The sequence below is a fragment of the Nonomuraea sp. NPDC051941 genome (assembly GCF_044593615.1).
This window is the reverse complement of record NZ_JBIUCF010000043.1, coordinates 78,738-95,605: the sequence shown is the minus strand read 5'-3', so window position 1 is coordinate 95,605 and position 16,868 is coordinate 78,738. Positions and strand designations below refer to the sequence as shown.

Below are 16,868 nucleotides of genomic sequence, written 5' to 3'. Positions count from 1 at the left end.
GTCAAGTGATGAGAAGACAGGTGTCCCAGCCGGAATGGGGCAGCGTGCCGGCGGCAGGCGCGAGTATGGCAAGGGCGACTCCGGCGGCTCCTTCCAGCAGCGCGGGCCCGGCTGTGCCGCCGAGCAGCGCAGTCACCACGTCCTGGGGTTCCGTTCGGGGTGGCAGGACCTCCTCCAGCAGGACGGGCGTGAGGGTGCGCAGGTGGGTGGCAGTGGCCGGGTAGGCGTTAGCGATCACCCGGGTGGTCAGGTGGGCCATCCCTGCATGGCCGTGGCACAGCGACACATCGGCGGTCGCGGCGCGTTGCGCGGGGTCGGCCAGCGCTTGGGCGACGGCGTGCCCGGCCATGTTCAGGCGTGGGGTGTCGCCCATGGCCAGTGCGGCGAGCTGTTGGGCGCGGGCCAGTCCGGTGGTGCCGTAGCACCACCCTGGCCGCTGTGGGCCGTGCAGTTCTCGGTGTCCGGCGCGCAGGTGGTTCCGGTTGATCCAGTACGGCCAGCGGGGGCCGGTGCCGGTGTCGTTGCGCCACTGGTCGAGCCACTCCAGGATGCGCAGCATCGCCTTGAGCTGTCCGGGTGTGGTGATGCCGCGTCGGGCGGCGAGCCCCAGCAGGGCGAGCGGTCCGGCGATGCCGTGAGCGAGGCCGAAGTTGGCGTGCCCGCCGGGAAAGTCCGGGTGCGGGCGGCCGTCCGGGCTGGACGGGCTCCACCAGCCGGGCAGCGTCTCCCCGTGATCCTTCACCGGTTCGGTGAGTCGCACCAGGTACTCCAGCACCGCACGCAGGGCTTCGCCGTCCGGGTCGCGGCGCAGGAGGTAGGCGCCGAGCCCGGTAAGACCGCGGATCACGTCGTACTCGGCCACGGCGGGTAGGTGCCCGGCGTCGATGCGGGCGTGGGCGTCCTCGACGCGGCGGCGGACGTCGGCGGCGATCGTCGCGTCCAGGCTGTCCAGCGCCTGCTGGTAGGAGCCGGGCGCCTGGACGGCGGCGCAGGCGATGGCGTGGGCGCCGGCGGGCGCGCCGTAGAACAGGTGGCTGTCCGGGCCGGAGGTGAGCGGCGCGCTGGTGATGAAGGACAGCCACTCGTGGACGCGCTGCCATCCGCGCAGCCCGGCCGCGGCCAGTTCGATGTGCAGCAGGGCGATGCCGGGGGCGCCGTGGGCCAGCGACTGCCGCCACCACGGCTGGGAGGCCAGCGCGGCAGGTGCGGCGCTCGGGGTGGCCAGCCGGTCGGCGACCGCGACCGCGAGCTCGGCGGCCGGATGTGAGCCGGTCACGACCGGGCTCCGATGCGGGCTCGCCATGTCAGCGCGGCGCAGCGCGCCAGGTACAGCGCGATGGCCTCGTCGTCGAAGTCGATGCCGCAGGCGCGGACGAAGTGAACGTGCAGCAGCGAGCCGAGCACGTCGTCGAAGGCGATCCCCTCGGTGGCGGGACTGGGGAAGTGGGCGCGGTAGTCGGCCAGGGCCTGCTCGCGTGGCTGCCAGGAGGCGACGATCGCCTCCCCGCCGTCCCGGGCGCGCAGCGCGGCCCAATCGTCGCGCGGGTCGGCGATGCGGACCGCCTCGGTGAAGATCGCGCGAGGCATCGGGTGCGGAGCTGCGGCGGGGATGTGGTCGATCAGCCACCGCATGCCCGCCGACGTGCTGCCGGTGAACGCGGTGGCGACCGCCGCGGTGTTCACGGCCACGAGCGCCTGCCGGTGGGGCCGGTCCGCCAGCCGCAGTTGGTCGAGCACCGCGGTGGAGTCGGCGGCGAACACCGCCTCGGCTGCGGCCATCGCGGGCCCGCCACCCCACCGGCCAGTCTCCGGGTAGGAGGTGGGCAGCACGAGCTCGCGCAGCAGGCCGGCCTGGCGCAGTTCGTCGGCCCAGGTGCTCACCGTCAGGGCCGTCTCGCCGAACGCGGACGGATCCGGAAGTACCAGGCGCAGGCGCAGGTGGTGGTCGGGGTCGCGGTAGCGCATGAACCACCAGCGGGGGTGGCCGAGCCGGTCGAGCAAGTCGGGCAGATACCCGGCGAGCACGACGTCCTGGCGATGCAGGTTCCCGTACAGGTGCGCGAGCAGCACGGGCGAGCGTGCCGGCGGGTTGCCGCGGTCGCGGCCGACGATCCGAGCATGGGTCGGCGCGGGGACGGGCGGCCACGGCGGCGGTTCGGCGGCGGCTACCGGCACGACGAGCTCGTGGGGTCGGCCGGCGCACCAGCCGAGATCCTGCGGCGTCGGCGCTTCGGCGAGCACGGCGTGGCTCTCGTGGTCCAGATGGGTGCGCAGCAGCACCCGGTGCCCGGTGTGGTCGAGGTCGAGCGGCAGCAGGCGATCGCCCTGGATCAGGTGTACCCGGCGGGGCAGGCGGCGGCAGGACCGCCAGCCGGTCAACGCGTCGTCCCACACCGCCCACGGCTCTGTACGGCCGGGCAGTTCGGTGGTGTGGAGCCGCCACCGGGCCGGGGCCAAGACGGTGCGGCCGTAACGGACTCGGGGCAGGTACGGCAGGTGCTCGGCGGCTCCCCAGGAGAACATGCCGACTTGAGCGGTGTGGGCGCGGCTCAGTTCGGTCAGGAACCGGGCCAGCGGCGGCGTGTGGGCGCGTAGGTTCAGCGCGTTGAGCGCGGCGGCCTCCAGCCGTTTGCCCAGGCGGGGTGCGGCCAGGTACAGGCGGCGGCCGTCGCAGCCGACGAACAGGTCCTCCACACCGAGCACCTCCCAGCCGTCCGGGTCGCGGTGCTCGCCGAGGCTGATCAGGATGGGCCAGGTATGTGGGGCGCGGGTCACGTGCGTGGTGGCCGGGTCCAGCGGTGGGAAGGACAACTGCGCCGGCACCGTGTGCTCGTCGGCGCCCGGCAGGTCCGTCAGCGCGGCCGCCAGGCGGGCACGATCGGCTGGCTGCAGTGCGTGCAGGAATCGGCCAGTTAGGACGCCAGCGGCCCGGGCGACGGTCACCACGTGCACCGTGAAGTCTCCGCGGTCGAGCGCCTCCTCGTGGGCGGCGTGCACGCGCGCCCCCACCTCCAGGTGGGACGGCGGGCGTAGCCGTTCGGAGCCCAGCGTCAAATCCGCGATGAGCGCCTCGTCCACGACGATCTCGTCACAGTCGTCCAAGGCCGCGGCCTGGGCGAGCTCGAGCAGACGTTCGTCGCGGCGCGACAGCGGCGAGCGCCGCTCGGGCGTCACCGTGCCGGGGTATCCGTCCGGCCAGCCGATGCCGCTGTCGGCGACGACGTCCAGCACCGGCACCAGCGACCCGATGCCGTACCGCTCGTAGAAGCGTTGATGGTAGGCCCGCCAGGCGGGCGTGCCCACGGGGTAGGCGCTCAACCGGGTCAGCAACAGCGCGGCCCGCTCAACCTCCTGGGCGACTTGTTCCGGCAGGACCGCGTCGCCGTCCAGCCGTAGATCAAGCGCCAGCGGGTGTCGCTTGGCCGGTGCCAGTCCCCGCATCTGCTCGGCCAGCTCGGCGCGCAGCGTGCGGCCCTGCAGGGCTGGCGTGCGGTTGTGCTGCTCGATCCGGGCGTGGATCTCCTGCAGCGCGCCGGCCGTGGCGGCGATCGAGGCCACCGACAGGGCGCTGGCGGTCTCCAGCTCGCGCACCAGGTGGCCGAGCGCGTCCGGCTCGGTGGCGGGCGCGTGCAAGCTGGTGATCAGCGCGCGGCGAGCAACCAGCCCCTCGAGCATCCCCGTGATCACGCTCGGGGGCGTGTCGGGGAACTCCGCCCGTAGCTTGGTGGCCAGCTCACCCAAGAGGATCGGCGTACGGGCTGCCTGTATGACGGTGCGCACCGCCGTGGTGTAGCGCAGCGACACCTCCACTGCCGCTGTTCCCTTCTCGCGTGCCTGCGGCTGGTAGGGCACGATCAGCCGGTCTCCCCGCGCCGCCGCGGTGTTGTTGGCGACCACGGGCAGCCGGGCCAGCAGGGCACGGCTGTTCTCCAACAGGGTGATGACCTCGGCCAGCCAGCCCGCCTCCGCAGCCGCGACGACCTGATGCGTGCTCTCCCAGCGCGATGCTGGCTGTGCGGCGAAGCTGGCCGGAGCCACTCCGGCGAGAAGACCGAAGGGCATCGCTCGGCCGGTCATGCGCAGCAGATAGCGGGCCACGGCCAACACCGCGCGCCGCATCTCCCGTATGTCGGCGTCGCGCCCGCCGCACACCTCCTGCACCTGACGGGCCAGCACCGGGGAGGCATGCTGTACCGCTTCGACGACGTCGACCACCTTCCAGACTTCACGCAGCCAGGACAGCCAGCCCACGGCCGATTCGGGCGAGGAATCGGTCAGGTCCGGCCACGGCGGCAGGTCGACCTCGACGTGGGCCACCGCGCGGATGAGCGCCGCTCCGGTGAACCGGAACCCTGGGGGGTGAGCCTGGGAACGCACGGTATCTCCGCGAAGTAGTGGGCGGGCGGTGCCGCTGGCCGCGAAACGTTCGTGGCCGGCGGCACCGTGGTGCATGAGGGTGCTGGTCTTAGATCAGGAGCCGCCGTCCGTGACGCAGGCTCCGCAGGTGCTGGTGCAGCCGTCGTCGGTGACGTTGATCAGCCCGCCGGGGTCGGCCACCTCCACTGTGCGGGCGTCCAGGTCGAACTCGTGTGCGCGCGTTCGCGTGCTGGTGCTGGATGACATGACGTCCTCCACCGTTGGACCTCCCCAGACCACTCCGGCCCAGGGTCTTGCTAGCGGCGGCCCGCACGTACTGCGGAGCCGCCTTGTCCCGCCACCAGGGGCGGAGCTTCGGTATCTGCGGGATGGCCGGCGGCCTGGCATGTGCTGGGGGCGCTGGCGCGTTTGAAAGGCATCCACGCTCGGCATCTCGTCATGAGTCGCTGTAAAGCATGTACTACATACTTCATAGTTCTTCTAGCCTGAGAGGGCAACGAGTAAGTAGTACGTACTATCGGTAGGGTGAGACCGTGACGAGCACGGCAAGCTACCGCCAGGTGGCCGACACCATCCGCCAATCCATCCACGACGGCACCTATCCGCGCGGCTCGCTGCTGCCCAACGAAGACGCCCTCGCTGACGAGCTCGGCGTCCACCGGGCCACGGTCAACAAGGCCCTGAAGATCTTGAAAAGCGAAGGGCTCGTCTACGTGCATATGGGCGTCGGCACCTACGTCCACAAGCTGCCGCCCATCTTGCGCAATGCAGCCGTCCGGCACAGCCGCGCCCACCGAGAACGCGGCGGCGCCCGCGGCTCGTTGGCCGCGGAACTTGAACAACTCGGCTACACCCTGGACAACCAGACCACCATCGGCCCCGGTCGGCCGCCCACCGAAGTCGCCGAGGTTCTGGGCGTTGACCCCGACAGCGACAGCGTCATCATCCGCGCCCGGCGCATGTACGCCGAGGAGGTGCCCATCCAGATCGTCACTACCTACCTCCCCCGCTCGATCGCGGAGGGCACTCCGATGGCAGAACGCGACTCGGGTGTGGGCGGGATCAGCAGCCGCCTGGCCGAACTCGGCTATGCCCAGGCCAGCATCCGAGAAGACATTGAGGTCCGGCCGCCCACGGACGAAGAAGCACACTTCCTGCGCATGACGCCCGACCAGCGGGTCTACGAGATCTTCCACATGGGACTGACCCGTGACGGCCAGCCGGTGAAGGTCAATCTCTACGTCTTGCCGACCTACCAGTGGAAGCTGAGCTACTGGTATCCAACCGACCCGGTCTGATCTGCTGGCCCGGATCACCCGTTGCGCGGCTCGGCGCACAAGGGCGAACGCTCGGACGAGTCCTGGGCGGAGAGCCGCGTCGCCGGGCAGGTCAGGACTCCACGGGTTGCCATGGACGAGGATGACGAGATCCATCCGGGATCCTCTCGCTCAGATCGCGCGGGCGCGGCGGCGGGGAGCCAGATAGCTGCCGCGGAAGCGGTACAAGATCGCTGTTTGACGGCCGAACGCGTCGAGGAATGAGACGTAGTCCGCCCGCTGCACCACCTCCTTGAGCCCGGCCTCCCTCATGGACGGGGTGATCTCCACGCGCAAGCTCGCCTGCCAGCACTCCTGGCCGGCCTCGTCTCTTCCGCGGACGAACTCATAGGCCGGATTGGACTGGCGGAGAGCTGAAAGTCGCCGGTGGGCGACTGCGGTGGGGTTCATGGGATCACCGTGTTGCTTGTGGGTGGTTGCCGGCGGGACGGGCCGTGGGGTGGCGCGTAGAGACAACGCCACCCCACGGCCCTCGACGCCCCGGGCGGGGGCTCCGGGGCGGGCGTGCTGCGGGCCAGGGGCAGCAGGGGTCGTAGCCCACAGCGAGGGAAAACGGCGCGGCTGTGCTCCTCCGTCTTCCCCCACGATCTCCCTGACGCCGCCCTGGGGAAGGCAGCGGCCGGGAGGTTGGAACCGCAGCCCCGACAGCGCACATCTCTGCCGCGGGCTGCGGGTCTGAGCGGCGCAGGCATCCTGAGTGTGATCATTGATCGGTCTGCCTGCGCCGCAGCGCGCGGCACGGTGGGCAAGAGGTCTGCCCGCCGGCGCGCCGGGACGTGGCCTTGCTGTCCACCCCAGCGGGGCGGCCGCCTGCCTGGCCACGTCTCGCTTCATCGCCCGGTGCCCCTGCCAGGCCCGGGAGGATTCTCAACGAGGGTGGACGACCGGGCTGCCTGGCTGGTCGGCGACCGCCAGAGCGCGCGTCCTTCGAGGCTCATGCGCTGGAGCAGCTCGTCGGGGTACTTGGCCTCGACAACGAGGCCGGGCGGGGGGTAATACCCCTGGTAGAACGCGACGAGACTGCGCTTGTGGCGGGAGTACATCAGCCACCAGTGGGGCACGCGCGGCTGGTAACGTTCGACGAAATCTATTCCCGCAGCGTCGGTGGCGGCGTCGGCGCTGTTGATGAGCATGGTTCCTCCGTGCAAGACAGAGCATTGAGGGCAGGGCCACGGCGCAGTCCGGCTGTCGATGCCCGCGCAGATCCGTTGGGCGTGCCGAGGCGTCACCAGCGCCGGGAGGCTGGTCACTGAGCCTCCAGCAGGTCGCGCAACCCTTCCACGGTTTCGTGGCGCAGCGGGTCGCTCTCCTGGTCGCCGACGCGGCGAGCACACCAGTCACCGTGGCGCCCGCCGGACAGCCTGTCGCGCCACAAGTCCCAGTTAGGGAAATCGCCCTGCAAGACTTCGGCCGCGGATGGAGCGCAACCTATGGGGGGTAGGTGTTCGTCCACGCCTAGACGCTATGAGCAGGCAACATTGCGTACCAGCGACGTAACGCAGCGGTTTATGATCGCGAGCTGAGGAACTACCACGTTCCGTGGTAGTCAGTCGGCGAGGTCGAAGAACTCGACGAGTGCCCGCTGGTCAGGAGTCAGTTTCCGCTTGGTGGTGCCGGTGACGAGTTCCCTCGCGGTGTCCTTGCCGAGTTGCTGGTAACGCAGCCACGCCGGTGCGCTCAGACGCAGCCGCGTCATGATCTGGGTCGCCTGATCGGCTTCGCCGACGTGTAGATGCGCGCGTGCACAGTCCAGCAGGGCCCTGTTCCAGGTGCTGGAGTCAGTCCGCCCCACATCGCGCGGAAGCTGCCGGTAGAGCTCGACGGCTCTCCCAGGGTTGCCGGCGATCATCGCGTTCTCCGGCCGCATCAGCGCCGCGGTCAACGGACCGAATGAGGACCCTCCTGATGGACGGCTGTGCTCGTGCCCCATCCGGGTGCCCGCCAGGATCGCGAGGTTGGCGAACTCGTCCGCGCGGTCCGGTTGGTTGTCTCGTGCCGAAGCTGCCGACGCGCGTGCCAGCAGCCAGCCCCAGGCGTCGAGCTCAGCGATGGTGGCGGTGGACATGCGTGGCTCGACGGCGTCGGCCGCCGCGGCGCAGAGCCGTGTCACCTCGGAGAGACGTCCCTGCCGCATCATCGCCCAGGCTTGTACGGTGACCGCCGCGGCGGCGAGGGCCATGTCGCCGATCGCGAGTGCGTCGCGTTGGGCCTCTTGGACGGCAGTCAGCGCCAGGTCATGCGCGCGTACTTGGATGAGGTAGCGCGCTGCCAGGTTCAGCGCATCTGACCTCAGCCGGATGGCTTTCTCCTTCTCCGTGTCCGGCACGTTGTCGGCGTGATAGCGCGCGGAGAGAATCAGAGGCGGGAGAAGGGTGGCAACCTCGTCATAGTGGTTGCTGTGGTAATGGACGCCGAGGTTCCCGATCGCGCTCTCCAAGCGGGGCAGAGAGAGATGCTCGGAGTCTGCACTCCCGAACAAACGGGTCCCTGACAGGTCGATCGCCGGCGCGATGGCCTCGCGCATGGGGGCGAGGACCAGTTCGCTGGTGCTGTCGAGCTCCGGCTCAGGCGCTCCGGATCGGACGAACGTCATGGTCACCACGTTCAGGACGCGAGCCAGCGCGTGGTAGGTCTCCATGCGCGCTGTTCCGCCCTGCTCCACCTTGCGGACCACGGAGACGCTGACACCGCTTTGCTCCGCGAGCTCCTCCTGAGTCATGCCACTCAGCACACGTAGCTGGCGAACTTGCTCGCCAATCCCTGCCTCGCTTGCCCCCGAGGTACTGACGGTGCTGGCCATGCACTCCACCTCCTGGTCTCTGTTATCAGGCTAGGCGCGTATCCGTTACCAGTCAGGGCCTTGAGACAAAAGAATCACGGCCCCGGGCAGCCGCCACGGCGGGCTTCACATGGACTGACGGGAGCGTCTGTGTGCCATCACGGGGGGCCGGGAGGTTGCACCCCACCGTGCAGTTCTCCCGGCCGCCCTTCGTCGGCCCGCCGAGGCACCAGAGTGTGAGCCTGGTCGTGAATACGCGCGGCGGTAAACGTTCGCCCAGCGTATTGCCTAGGAGCCTAGGGTCACAAGTGCAGGGGATACGGGGGTCCCAGGAGCATAGGCGGCGTGATCGATTTCGGCGCCGACCGACCAGTGCACAAGCAACTGGCCGACCTCGTGCGCGCCGATATCCAGGCGAAACGGATCAAGCCCGGCGACAAACTGCCGAGCGAGGCACGGCTGGTGCAGATCCACGGCATCGGACAGATGGCCGTCCGGCAGGCCATCCGGGTGCTGCGCAATGAGGGCCTCATCGTGACCGTGAAGGGCAAGGGCAGCATCGTGGCCGGCGGGCCGCGCGAGTCGTACGAGGTGGAGCCGGGCTCGGTCGTGGTGTTGCGCATGCCGTCCCCGGAGGAGCGGCGCAAGCTGGACGACATGCCCGAGGGGGTCCCGATTGCGGAGGTCACCCCGCCGGGGAAGGGCCGGCACCGGCGGCTGGTGCGCGGCGACCGCTTCCAGCTCGTGTGGGGCGAGCCGGCCGAGGGCTGATCAGGCGTCGGCGTTGTCGTCGCCGGGGCCGTACTTCTTGTCGTACGCGCGGCCAACCTGACGGGAGCACAGCAACGCAATGCCCAGGGCGGATCCGCCCAGGTACGGGCCGAGCTTGTCGGCGAGGTCCTCGTTGGCGGAGACGATGCCCGACAACGCCACGAACACGACCACGAAGATCTGGATCCGGATCAGCAGGAGCTTCTGCTTGTGGCTCAGCCCCTCGGCCGGGAGCTTCTCCACCGTGAGCGTGTCTTCCGCGTGGCCGCTCTCGTCGAGGATGGCGACGGTCGGTGTGTAGACCGTGGCCGTGGCCTCGACGGTGCGCGGCGTCACCACGGTGATGGAGGCAGAGCCGGTCAAGGTCAAGCTGCCCTGCGCCGAGAGCGGCAGGACGGGCGGCACCGCGCCTATGTGCTCAGCGAGGGAAGCCAGGATGCCACTGGCGATGCGCAGCGCGGTGGCGCGGTTCATGTGGCCGCCGTCCGCGATCTCGTTGCGGATGATGCGGGCCACGTCGTCCAGGTACGTCTGGCGGACTCGCTCCTCGGCCGGGCTCGTCGGCGGAGGCAGCATGTGCGCCAGAAGACGCTTGAACGAATCAGGCTTCGGCCTGGGAGGTCTGGCGGTAGTCATGGCGGGAACCATAGCCGTCGGCACCGACTGGGCATAGTTGGGATGTTGGATCAACGGTTGGCAACGATCGGCGACACGCCCGGCCACTTCAATAACTCTGATTCTGATTCAGGGTAGTGTCTGCGCCCATGAGTGGACGTTTGAAATCGGGACCAGCTCCCAAGGGTGGCAAGCGTCATAGCATCCGCTTCCGGAACGCAGACGTGTACGACAAGGCGAGCAAGGCATGGCAGGTGCTCGGTTTCGAGGACTTCGGCGCCTACGTGGACTTCACGGTCAGCCTCGTGCACGGCAAGTGGAAGGAGTTCGGGTTCAAGGACGCGGACGAAGCCACTGCCTATCTGATCGCCTTGATGCAGGGGGCGATGGTCCCGCCGCCGTACCTCCGCGGCCGGGAGATGCTGCCACTCGCCGATACTGCCGCCGCGTAGCCGTGTAGACGGGTACGCCTCGGAAGGGGAGACGTAGGCACCGGGGAACGGTGCCAGGAAAAAGCCACGAGGGCCTCCGCGCGTTCTACCGCCAAGTACACCGCGCGAAGACCCTCGAAAAAACCGCCGGCCCTGCCGGGGCGTTCGCATGCCCACAGGAGCCGGACCAGTAGCTAGGAGCCAGAGTATCAACGGGCCCCCAGCTCTGCCACTCATGCCCGAGAACGGCGTGTCCTATTCGGGTGATTCCGGCATAGCTGCACTGCATAACCTCATACCCGGCCCAAGAGGGGCCGAATCCAGGCACGGCCTATTGACGGCGGCGGCCACGTGGGCTCTGTGCGCCCCGCGGCTAGGCGCGCGTGGCAAGGTCCGCATCGCCCGCTCGGGTAAGAACGCTCGGGCCGGGTTCGCTGGCCGCCACGAGGTCGCGCTGAACGTACGGTTGCCGCCGTACCAGGCCGCGCTGTACGTGTACGGCGAGGGCATGACCCACCTGCTCGTGGGCGACATGGACCCCAAGCGGGCCGCGGCCGCCGGCGCCGCCGACCCGGTGGCGCTGGCCGAGCGGGAGACGGCCGACCTCGCCGCGCTGGTCGCGGCCATCGGGGGCGAATGCTTCACGGACGTGTCGCCGGCGACTGGCGGCCGCCACCTGTACATGCTGTTCGCAGCCCGCATGTACTTCGGCGACATGGCGCGCATCGCCCAAGCGCTCGCCCGCCGGTACGTGACGTACGACCCCGGGCCGATGCTCGGCATCACCGACGGGCTGATCGTCCCGCCGGGCGCATGGGTTGGAGGCGGCGGCTTTCGCCGGCTCGCTGACGACCCGGCGTACGTGGACTGGGTGCTGTCCAACCCGCTCAGCGCGGAGGTGTGGGACCGGCTGACGGACGCGCTCGCCCCGGAACTGGAGGAGCTCGAGCACGCGGCCGCCTCTCCCCCGGCATCCGGCTCCGGTCTGTGCGACCAGCCGCAAAGTAGCCCCACGGCGGCCGCGGAGTGGGCCGCCGCCCTCGTGGACGAGGACGGCGCCCGCGTGTGGCGGCGCCCGGGCGGCGTGCTCCCCGCACTCTCCCCACGCCTCGAGGCGATCGCCCGCACCGGCATCTACCCGACCGGCGTCGGGCCCGGCCTTTACCGGTCCGACAGCGAGGCCCGGCAGGCGGTCATCGCCGGCGCGTTCTCCTGCGGGTGGCGCCTCAAGGACGTGGCCGAACGCCTCCGAAGCGGCTACTGGCCCGGCCTAGCCGGCTTCTACGCCCGGTATGTCGATGATCTCCAACACACCCAGGCAATACAGGCGGACTGGGAGAAAGCGGCGCTCTGGGTTCTCGAACGCGAGTCCGGCCGTGAGATCCACACAAGGGAGAGAACTCACGGGCGGGGGTGGCAGGTGTCTGTAGAGGGGGTGCCGGTCGCGGTCAAAGCTCCGACCTCTCCCCACTCTTCCAGTAATCGAGAAGAGGCGCTCCGGCAAACCCGCCGCTGGAACTCCGCTTTCCGCGCAGCCGAACGCTACAGGTGGCCCGGACCGGCCGGGATCACCAAACGCCGGGTGCTCCGCGCGATGCTGAAGGCCGCCCAACTCAAGGGCAGCATGGTGATCGCGTTCGGGACGAGGGAGCTCGGCCTGCTCGCCTGCCTCGACCACTCGACCGTCGCCAAGGCCCTGAAGGAGCTGAGAGACGAGCCCGGCGCGTTCATCGACCTTGTGGAGGCCCACCACGGCGACTGGCCTGACATCTACCAGTTGGTGATCCCGCTCGCGTACGCCGAGGCGGCCGCGTGGCGGCGCTGGCAGCCCGGCCGGCTCGGCGGCATCCACCCCTGTTTCCGCGAGCTGGGCGGCCCGGCCGCGCTGATCTACGAGCAGCTCACCGACAGCCCCGTACGGACGACCGACGTGCCCGGCCTGGTCGGGGTGTCCTCGACGGCCGCCAAGACCGCGCTGCACCGGCTGGCTGAGGAGGGCCTGGCCGAGCGCATCCCGGGCGGGTGGGTGCGCGGGCCGGCCGACCCGTACGACGTGGCCGACCGGCTCGGCGTGTACGAGCGGATCGCCCAGCTCGTCGCCCACTACCGGGACGAGCGGGCCATATGGCGGACGTTCCTGGGGATCATCGAGGCGAACTTCGCACCTGAGTTCGACACGGAGGACTGGTCGATCCCGGGCGACGAGCTGGCGGCGCTCGGGCCGCCGCCCTGGATGGAATCCGAACCGCACGGCCCGCCAGAGCTGGCGCGGCTTTTCTGATCTGTCGGTGGGCCGTCGTACCGTGGCGGCATGTCGTCAGAGGCGACCGAGCGAGCCAACCAGCAGCGCGGGCTGTTCGAGGTGGACGACCCGGCCGACCCGGACGTGGCGGCCCGGCTGATCACGGCCCGGTACGCGACCGGAGTCGACCGGGAGCTGTGGGAGCGCGAGGGCGTCACGCTGCCGCCTGAGCAGGCGGTGCTCGCGGTGCTGGCCGACCCGGCGCCGCCGGACGAGGTGATCATCGCGTCCGTGGCGCTCGTGCCGCGCGGCCGCCAGGTGTGGGACTGGTACGAGTCGCTCGCCCTGTCGCTGGCCCGGAACCGGGCGCGGCCGATCTCGTGGGAGACGCTCGGCCGGGCGGCGGGCGGCACGTCCAAGCAGGCCGTGCAGCAGCGGTGGGAGCGCCGGCAGCGGGACGTGGCCAGGTTGGAGGCGTGCCGGCCCGAGCAGGCGCGGCCGCGGCCGACGCAGCGCGCCTGGCTGGACGAACACGCCAACCACCTGCGCGGCCTGGCCGAGATCCTGCTCTGCCACCGGCGGGACATCCTGTCGGCTACCTGGGATATGCGCGTCACCGTGGCGCTGGCCGACTTCGGCACCGTGCATTACCTGTGGGGTGACGCCGACGTGCTCGCTGGCGCTCGCCGGGTGGTGGCCGCGATCCGGGAGGTTGAGCGGGAGACCGCCGACGAGCCGCTGCTGCGGCGGTGCGTGTTGCCCGACGCCGCGGCGGCCGCGCTCGAGCGGATGGAGGCGCTCATAGCGGAGGCGCCGTAAGCTCGGCGGCCGCGTACGCGGGTTACGCCGCGGTGGTCGAGCGGGCCGGGGTTCGGCGAAGCATGCCCGCCCGGTACAGGTCCTCGACGACGGCGCGGACGATCTCGTCGCGGGAGGAGATGTCGGGGAGCTGGGCGGCGGCGTGCTCGCCGAGGTCGATCGCGCGGGCGAATGCCGCGGCGTCGGCGGCCGCGGGCGTGAGGGACCGGCGCGGTTCGCCAGCGTGGCGCACCGGCTGCTCGAGCGCGCCGGCGTCGTTGGTTGCAAGCCGGCGGCCGCAGTTGCGGCACTCGTAGCGACCGTCCTCCTGCCACTCGACCGCGCGTACGCATCTACGCACGATCTCACCACCTCCTGCCTAAATGCCCCGTCGTATACGGCTATGAGTTCGATTGTCGGCCTCTCTCAATGGTGGCGTCAACGGGATCGCAGAAGGCCCCTGACGGCCGCCGAGACGTAAGCGCCGCAATGTGCTTACCTCTCGCGCTGCCGGCGTCGGACCGTCCGCGGCGCAAGTCCACCCCCGGCATAGATCGGTAAATAAATATCCTGTAATATCTGGCTATCAGACAGAGATGCGGCCCTGTCTGATAGCTGATTCCAGGAGAAAGGGATCTTCATGCCTGCCGTACCGACGACCTACAGGAACGGCTGCGGCACGTTCCTCGGCCTCAAGCTCCACCAGGCCGCCGATGAGCACCCCTGTTCCGAATGCCTGATTGCGGAGGAACGACGCCTCCTCGAGGCAACGCTGCTGCGCGAGCTCGTGCCGGTCCGCCCGACCCCGCTGGAGCCTCTCCCCCCGATCACCCCCGAGCAGGCGGCCCGCAACCTGGCCACCCTCAACGCCGAGATGCGCCGGCCGCCCCGCGTGCCGAACTGCGGCTCCTACGCGGCATGGCAGCGGCACCAGCGCAACGGCGAGGAGATCGACCCGGCCTGCGCGACGGCGGCCCGCCGCTACCGCAAGACCCGAAACCTCGCCCTCCAGCAGATGACCGGGCGGGCCGCATGAAGACCACTGCGGCCGACCCCCGCCTCGACTTCACACCCCCGGACGACCCCGCCCTCGAGCGCGGCGGCCCGCACTGGCACGGCTGCGAGCGCACCCACAGCGGTTGCGCCTACCGGCTCGGTCTGGCCCACGGCGAACACCACCTCGCCCGCCGGCTCGACACGCTGCTGGCCGCCCACTCCATGCCCGACGACCCCGACACCCGGTACGCCGTCCTGCGCGAGGTCCGTGACCTCGTCCGCCACGCGGCCGGACTGCCCGCCACCCAGGACGACACCGCCAGGGAGACCCTGTGACCACCCCCGCTTCCGACTTCGCCGCGATCGCCGACTACGACCTGCAGCCCCGAGACTCGGCGCTGTTCCACGACAGCGACGACCCGGGCCCCCGCTTCTGGCGCTACCTCGGCCAGTCCGTCGCCCGCCACGCGGCCGACCTGCGTGATGTCCACCCGATCGAGGTGGTCGGCGCAGAGGGGCGCACCGTGGGCACCAACTGGGCTTGGGCCCTCCACTACCCCCGGCACGGGCAGGCGTACACGATCCAGCTCCACCCCTCCCAGTACGGGATCACGGTCATCCCGCTCGGCGGCCCCGCCAACCACCTGTTCGTCGCGCCGCGCATCCCCGGTGCCGCGATCTCCGTGCCGTACCCCGACGGCCACCAGGACGACCCGACGCTGATCGCCGGCCGTGCCTACATCGACCAGGTCGACCAGGCCATCACCAAGGCGGCCGCCCACGTGGTGGCCGCGCTCTCCCCGGCCGGATCGTGAGGAGCCCCACGGTGGCCACCTACACCCGCAAGCCCGCCGTCGCCGCGACCATCGCCGCCGCCGTGCTGGTACTCGTCGCCGCGGCCGTCGTGGCGTGCGCAGCCGCCACCACGCCGCAGCCGGCGTGCGCCTCGGCCCGGCACGACTCCGCCGCGGCGGCCACGGGGCGGCCGCGCACGTCGCAGAAGACGAGCACGCCGAAGCGCCCCACCTCCGCACCCCGGCGGCCGACGTCGAAGCCGACCAAGACCAAGTTCCGCAGCGGTCACCACGGCGGATGGGACGTGGACGTGGACCTCGATGGCCCTTGCGGCGACATCGACGACCTCGACGACCTGCTGGACGGCGACTGACCGCCGCGCATCACGAACGCCCCCCGGGCTCGCTGAGGCCGGGGACTTGTCCCCCTTGTCTTCTCCGTGAGGAACAGCATGCTCAAGACCCGCGTGTACGACACCGAGACGGGCGAACCGGTCGTCGTCCTCGTCGCCGAGGGCACGCATGACGTGTCCTGCCTCGTCGGCCTGCTCAACGGCGGCTGCTCGACTAGCGAACACCGCGACCTCGCCGGCCACGTCAACCGGCAGATCCGGCGCAACAACGGCGGCCGCGACGCGCTGCGGCTGCTGGCGGCCCACGGCGGCCCCGACCTGCTCACCCCGGCCGACGAGACGCCGCCCATGTTCGACGTACGCGCCCGCGTGCCCGAGCTGGACGCCTCCGAGAAGGTCGCCGCCCTGCAGATGGCCAAGGCGTACGCGGCCTCCGCGCTGCGCGCCTACGCCCAACTGTCGAAGACGTTCCCGCCGAACGGCGCTCCCCGCGCGTCCTACCACCGCTGGAACACCCAGATCAGCGCGGCGAGCGGAATGTACAGCATCGCCCACCTGCTGCGCGCTCTCCACCAGCGCCTGCCCGACCAGGCCGACGCGATCGCCAACGAGCTGTGGCAGGCCATGTGCGGCGAATGGTCCGAACGCGCGTACGCCTGGCTGGCGAACTGGGGCATCGACCCCGCGCCGATCATCGCCCAGGCGAAGGAGTGGCAGGAGATCGACATGCCCTCCACCCTCCTGCAGGACCTGGCCACCCTGGTGGGCCGCATCGCCCGGGCCGGGGACCTGATCGACGAATACGACGGCCCGGAAGCGGCCAACGCAGACCACTGGAAGTGGGTCAACGTCCGCGACGCGCTCGCCGGCGTGCTCGAGCCCGTGCACGATGGCGGGTTCGAGCCCAGCGGCTACCTGCCAACGCCGACTGATGCGACCAAGCCCGCCGGCGAGGCCGACTTCCTGACGGCGTACGAGCTGGCGCTCCGCCACGAGCTCCGCTTCCAGGACGGCGTTCGGGACGAACGGAACGACCACCCCGACGGCACCGACCGCGCGGTGTACGAGGACCTCGCCCGCGGCTGGAAGAGAGAGGTGGCGGTGGCCGCCGCCAGGGGCCAGATCACGTGGAAGCAACTCCTCCTCGAGCGCGTGTACGCGGTACTCGCCGAGGACACTCCCGATCGGATCCACCGCGAGCTGCTCACGCTCGCGGGCGTGGCCATGCGGTGGTGGCTGGCTCTGGAGCGCCGCACCGCCCCGGCCGTGCCGCCCGCCGACGGCGAGCCCGTTACCGCCGACGCCCACTGACTGGCTCGCGGGCGGCGCTGGGACAGGCCACGCCGCCCGCGAGCCCACCAACCGAGGAGGAACC

Annotated in this window: 19 protein-coding genes; 10 read left to right on the top strand and 9 right to left on the bottom strand. The window is 70.6% G+C overall.

What is annotated here, in order from left to right; genetic code table 11:
• Position 1: 1 nt before the first annotated feature.
• The 3 genes from ACIHFD_RS49580 to fxlA form a co-directional block, all read right to left on the bottom strand.
• Positions 2-1,276, bottom strand: a complete 1,275-nt coding sequence (locus ACIHFD_RS49580; protein ID WP_397372833.1) for a lanthionine synthetase C family protein — start codon at positions 1,274-1,276, stop codon at positions 2-4.
• Positions 1,273-4,317, bottom strand: a complete 3,045-nt coding sequence (locus ACIHFD_RS49575) for a lantibiotic dehydratase (protein ID WP_397372832.1) — start codon at positions 4,315-4,317, stop codon at positions 1,273-1,275. The genes ACIHFD_RS49580 and ACIHFD_RS49575 overlap by 4 nt, the downstream gene beginning before the upstream one ends.
• A gap of 153 nt (positions 4,318-4,470) precedes the next feature.
• The gene (gene fxlA, locus ACIHFD_RS49570) at positions 4,471-4,623 is read right to left on the bottom strand and encodes an FxLD family lanthipeptide (protein ID WP_397372831.1); all 153 of its coding nucleotides are present in this window, start codon (positions 4,621-4,623) and stop codon (positions 4,471-4,473) included.
• Positions 4,624-4,910: 287 nt separating this feature from the next.
• Here fxlA and ACIHFD_RS49565 point away from each other — a divergent pair, with 287 nt between their 5' ends.
• Positions 4,911-5,675 (top strand): GntR family transcriptional regulator, encoded by a 765-nt coding sequence (locus ACIHFD_RS49565; protein ID WP_397372830.1) that lies wholly within the window; start codon positions 4,911-4,913, stop codon positions 5,673-5,675.
• Between the two features lie 150 nt (positions 5,676-5,825).
• Here the strand turns inward: ACIHFD_RS49565 and ACIHFD_RS49560 are convergent, their stop codons facing one another.
• From ACIHFD_RS49560 to ACIHFD_RS49545, 4 genes are all read right to left on the bottom strand, one after another.
• The gene (locus ACIHFD_RS49560) at positions 5,826-6,104 is read right to left on the bottom strand and encodes a hypothetical protein (RefSeq protein WP_397372829.1); all 279 of its coding nucleotides are present in this window, start codon (positions 6,102-6,104) and stop codon (positions 5,826-5,828) included.
• A gap of 440 nt (positions 6,105-6,544) precedes the next feature.
• On the bottom strand, positions 6,545-6,847 hold the full coding sequence (locus ACIHFD_RS49555) for a hypothetical protein (RefSeq protein WP_397372828.1): 303 nt from the start codon (positions 6,845-6,847) through the stop codon (positions 6,545-6,547).
• A gap of 113 nt (positions 6,848-6,960) precedes the next feature.
• Entirely contained in the window at positions 6,961-7,089 is a 129-nt protein-coding gene (locus ACIHFD_RS49550; protein WP_397372827.1) for a hypothetical protein, read from the bottom strand.
• A 171-nt stretch (positions 7,090-7,260) separates the two neighbouring features.
• Positions 7,261-8,514, bottom strand: a complete 1,254-nt coding sequence (locus tag ACIHFD_RS49545) for a helix-turn-helix domain-containing protein (protein ID WP_397372826.1) — start codon at positions 8,512-8,514, stop codon at positions 7,261-7,263.
• Between the two features lie 324 nt (positions 8,515-8,838).
• Between ACIHFD_RS49545 and ACIHFD_RS49540 the strand changes: the two genes are divergently transcribed.
• A complete protein-coding gene (locus tag ACIHFD_RS49540; protein ID WP_397372825.1) occupies positions 8,839-9,264 on the top strand; it encodes a GntR family transcriptional regulator in 426 nt (141 codons plus the stop codon).
• Here ACIHFD_RS49540 and ACIHFD_RS49535 read toward each other — a convergent pair whose 3' ends face one another.
• Entirely contained in the window at positions 9,265-9,840 is a 576-nt protein-coding gene (locus ACIHFD_RS49535) for a hypothetical protein (protein ID WP_397372824.1), read from the bottom strand.
• Between the two features lie 263 nt (positions 9,841-10,103).
• On the opposite strand from ACIHFD_RS49535, the gene ACIHFD_RS49530 reads away from it, so the two are divergent.
• From ACIHFD_RS49530 to ACIHFD_RS49520, 3 genes are all read left to right on the top strand, one after another.
• A complete protein-coding gene (locus ACIHFD_RS49530; RefSeq protein WP_397372823.1) occupies positions 10,104-10,331 on the top strand; it encodes a hypothetical protein in 228 nt (75 codons plus the stop codon).
• Between the two features lie 313 nt (positions 10,332-10,644).
• Positions 10,645-12,591, top strand: coding sequence for a hypothetical protein (locus tag ACIHFD_RS49525; protein ID WP_397372822.1), 1,947 nt, complete (start codon positions 10,645-10,647; stop codon positions 12,589-12,591).
• 30 nt (positions 12,592-12,621) lie between these two features.
• Positions 12,622-13,371 (top strand): hypothetical protein, encoded by a 750-nt coding sequence (locus tag ACIHFD_RS49520; RefSeq protein ID WP_397372821.1) that lies wholly within the window; start codon positions 12,622-12,624, stop codon positions 13,369-13,371.
• Between the two features lie 22 nt (positions 13,372-13,393).
• Here the strand turns inward: ACIHFD_RS49520 and ACIHFD_RS49515 are convergent, their stop codons facing one another.
• Positions 13,394-13,711 carry a hypothetical protein gene (locus tag ACIHFD_RS49515; RefSeq protein WP_397372820.1) on the bottom strand — a complete coding sequence of 106 codons (318 nt, stop codon included), beginning with the start codon at positions 13,709-13,711 and terminating at the stop codon, positions 13,394-13,396.
• Between the two features lie 279 nt (positions 13,712-13,990).
• On the opposite strand from ACIHFD_RS49515, the gene ACIHFD_RS49510 reads away from it, so the two are divergent.
• The 5 genes from ACIHFD_RS49510 to ACIHFD_RS49490 all read left to right on the top strand — a co-directional run bounded on the left by ACIHFD_RS49510 (position 13,991) and on the right by ACIHFD_RS49490 (position 16,804).
• Entirely contained in the window at positions 13,991-14,386 is a 396-nt protein-coding gene (locus ACIHFD_RS49510; protein WP_397372819.1) for a hypothetical protein, read from the top strand.
• Complete coding sequence (locus ACIHFD_RS49505) at positions 14,383-14,682, top strand: hypothetical protein (protein WP_397372818.1); 300 nt, start codon at positions 14,383-14,385, stop codon at positions 14,680-14,682. Before ACIHFD_RS49510 ends, ACIHFD_RS49505 begins: the two co-directional genes overlap by 4 nt.
• Positions 14,679-15,161, top strand: a complete 483-nt coding sequence (locus ACIHFD_RS49500; RefSeq protein WP_397372817.1) for a hypothetical protein — start codon at positions 14,679-14,681, stop codon at positions 15,159-15,161. The genes ACIHFD_RS49505 and ACIHFD_RS49500 overlap by 4 nt, the downstream gene beginning before the upstream one ends.
• Before the next feature lie 11 nt (positions 15,162-15,172).
• Positions 15,173-15,514, top strand: coding sequence for a hypothetical protein (locus tag ACIHFD_RS49495; protein ID WP_397372816.1), 342 nt, complete (start codon positions 15,173-15,175; stop codon positions 15,512-15,514).
• Positions 15,515-15,592: 78 nt separating this feature from the next.
• The gene (locus ACIHFD_RS49490; RefSeq protein ID WP_397372815.1) at positions 15,593-16,804 is read left to right on the top strand and encodes a hypothetical protein; all 1,212 of its coding nucleotides are present in this window, start codon (positions 15,593-15,595) and stop codon (positions 16,802-16,804) included.
• Positions 16,805-16,868 lie beyond the last annotated feature (64 nt).

Coding starts and splice junctions, on each gene's coding strand:
- fxlA (WP_397372831.1), bottom strand. CDS start 4,623: ATGTCATCCAGCACCAGCACGCGAACGCGCGCACACGAGTTCGACCTG.
- ACIHFD_RS49560 (WP_397372829.1), bottom strand. CDS start 6,104: ATGAACCCCACCGCAGTCGCCCACCGGCGACTTTCAGCTCTCCGCCAG.
- ACIHFD_RS49555 (WP_397372828.1), bottom strand. CDS start 6,847: ATGCTCATCAACAGCGCCGACGCCGCCACCGACGCTGCGGGAATAGAT.
- ACIHFD_RS49545 (WP_397372826.1), bottom strand. CDS start 8,514: ATGGCCAGCACCGTCAGTACCTCGGGGGCAAGCGAGGCAGGGATTGGC.
- ACIHFD_RS49535 (WP_397372824.1), bottom strand. CDS start 9,840: ATGCTGCCTCCGCCGACGAGCCCGGCCGAGGAGCGAGTCCGCCAGACG.
- ACIHFD_RS49520 (WP_397372821.1), top strand. CDS start 12,622: ATGTCGTCAGAGGCGACCGAGCGAGCCAACCAGCAGCGCGGGCTGTTC.
- ACIHFD_RS49510 (WP_397372819.1), top strand. CDS start 13,991: ATGCCTGCCGTACCGACGACCTACAGGAACGGCTGCGGCACGTTCCTC.
- ACIHFD_RS49505 (WP_397372818.1), top strand. CDS start 14,383: ATGAAGACCACTGCGGCCGACCCCCGCCTCGACTTCACACCCCCGGAC.
- ACIHFD_RS49490 (WP_397372815.1), top strand. CDS start 15,593: ATGCTCAAGACCCGCGTGTACGACACCGAGACGGGCGAACCGGTCGTC.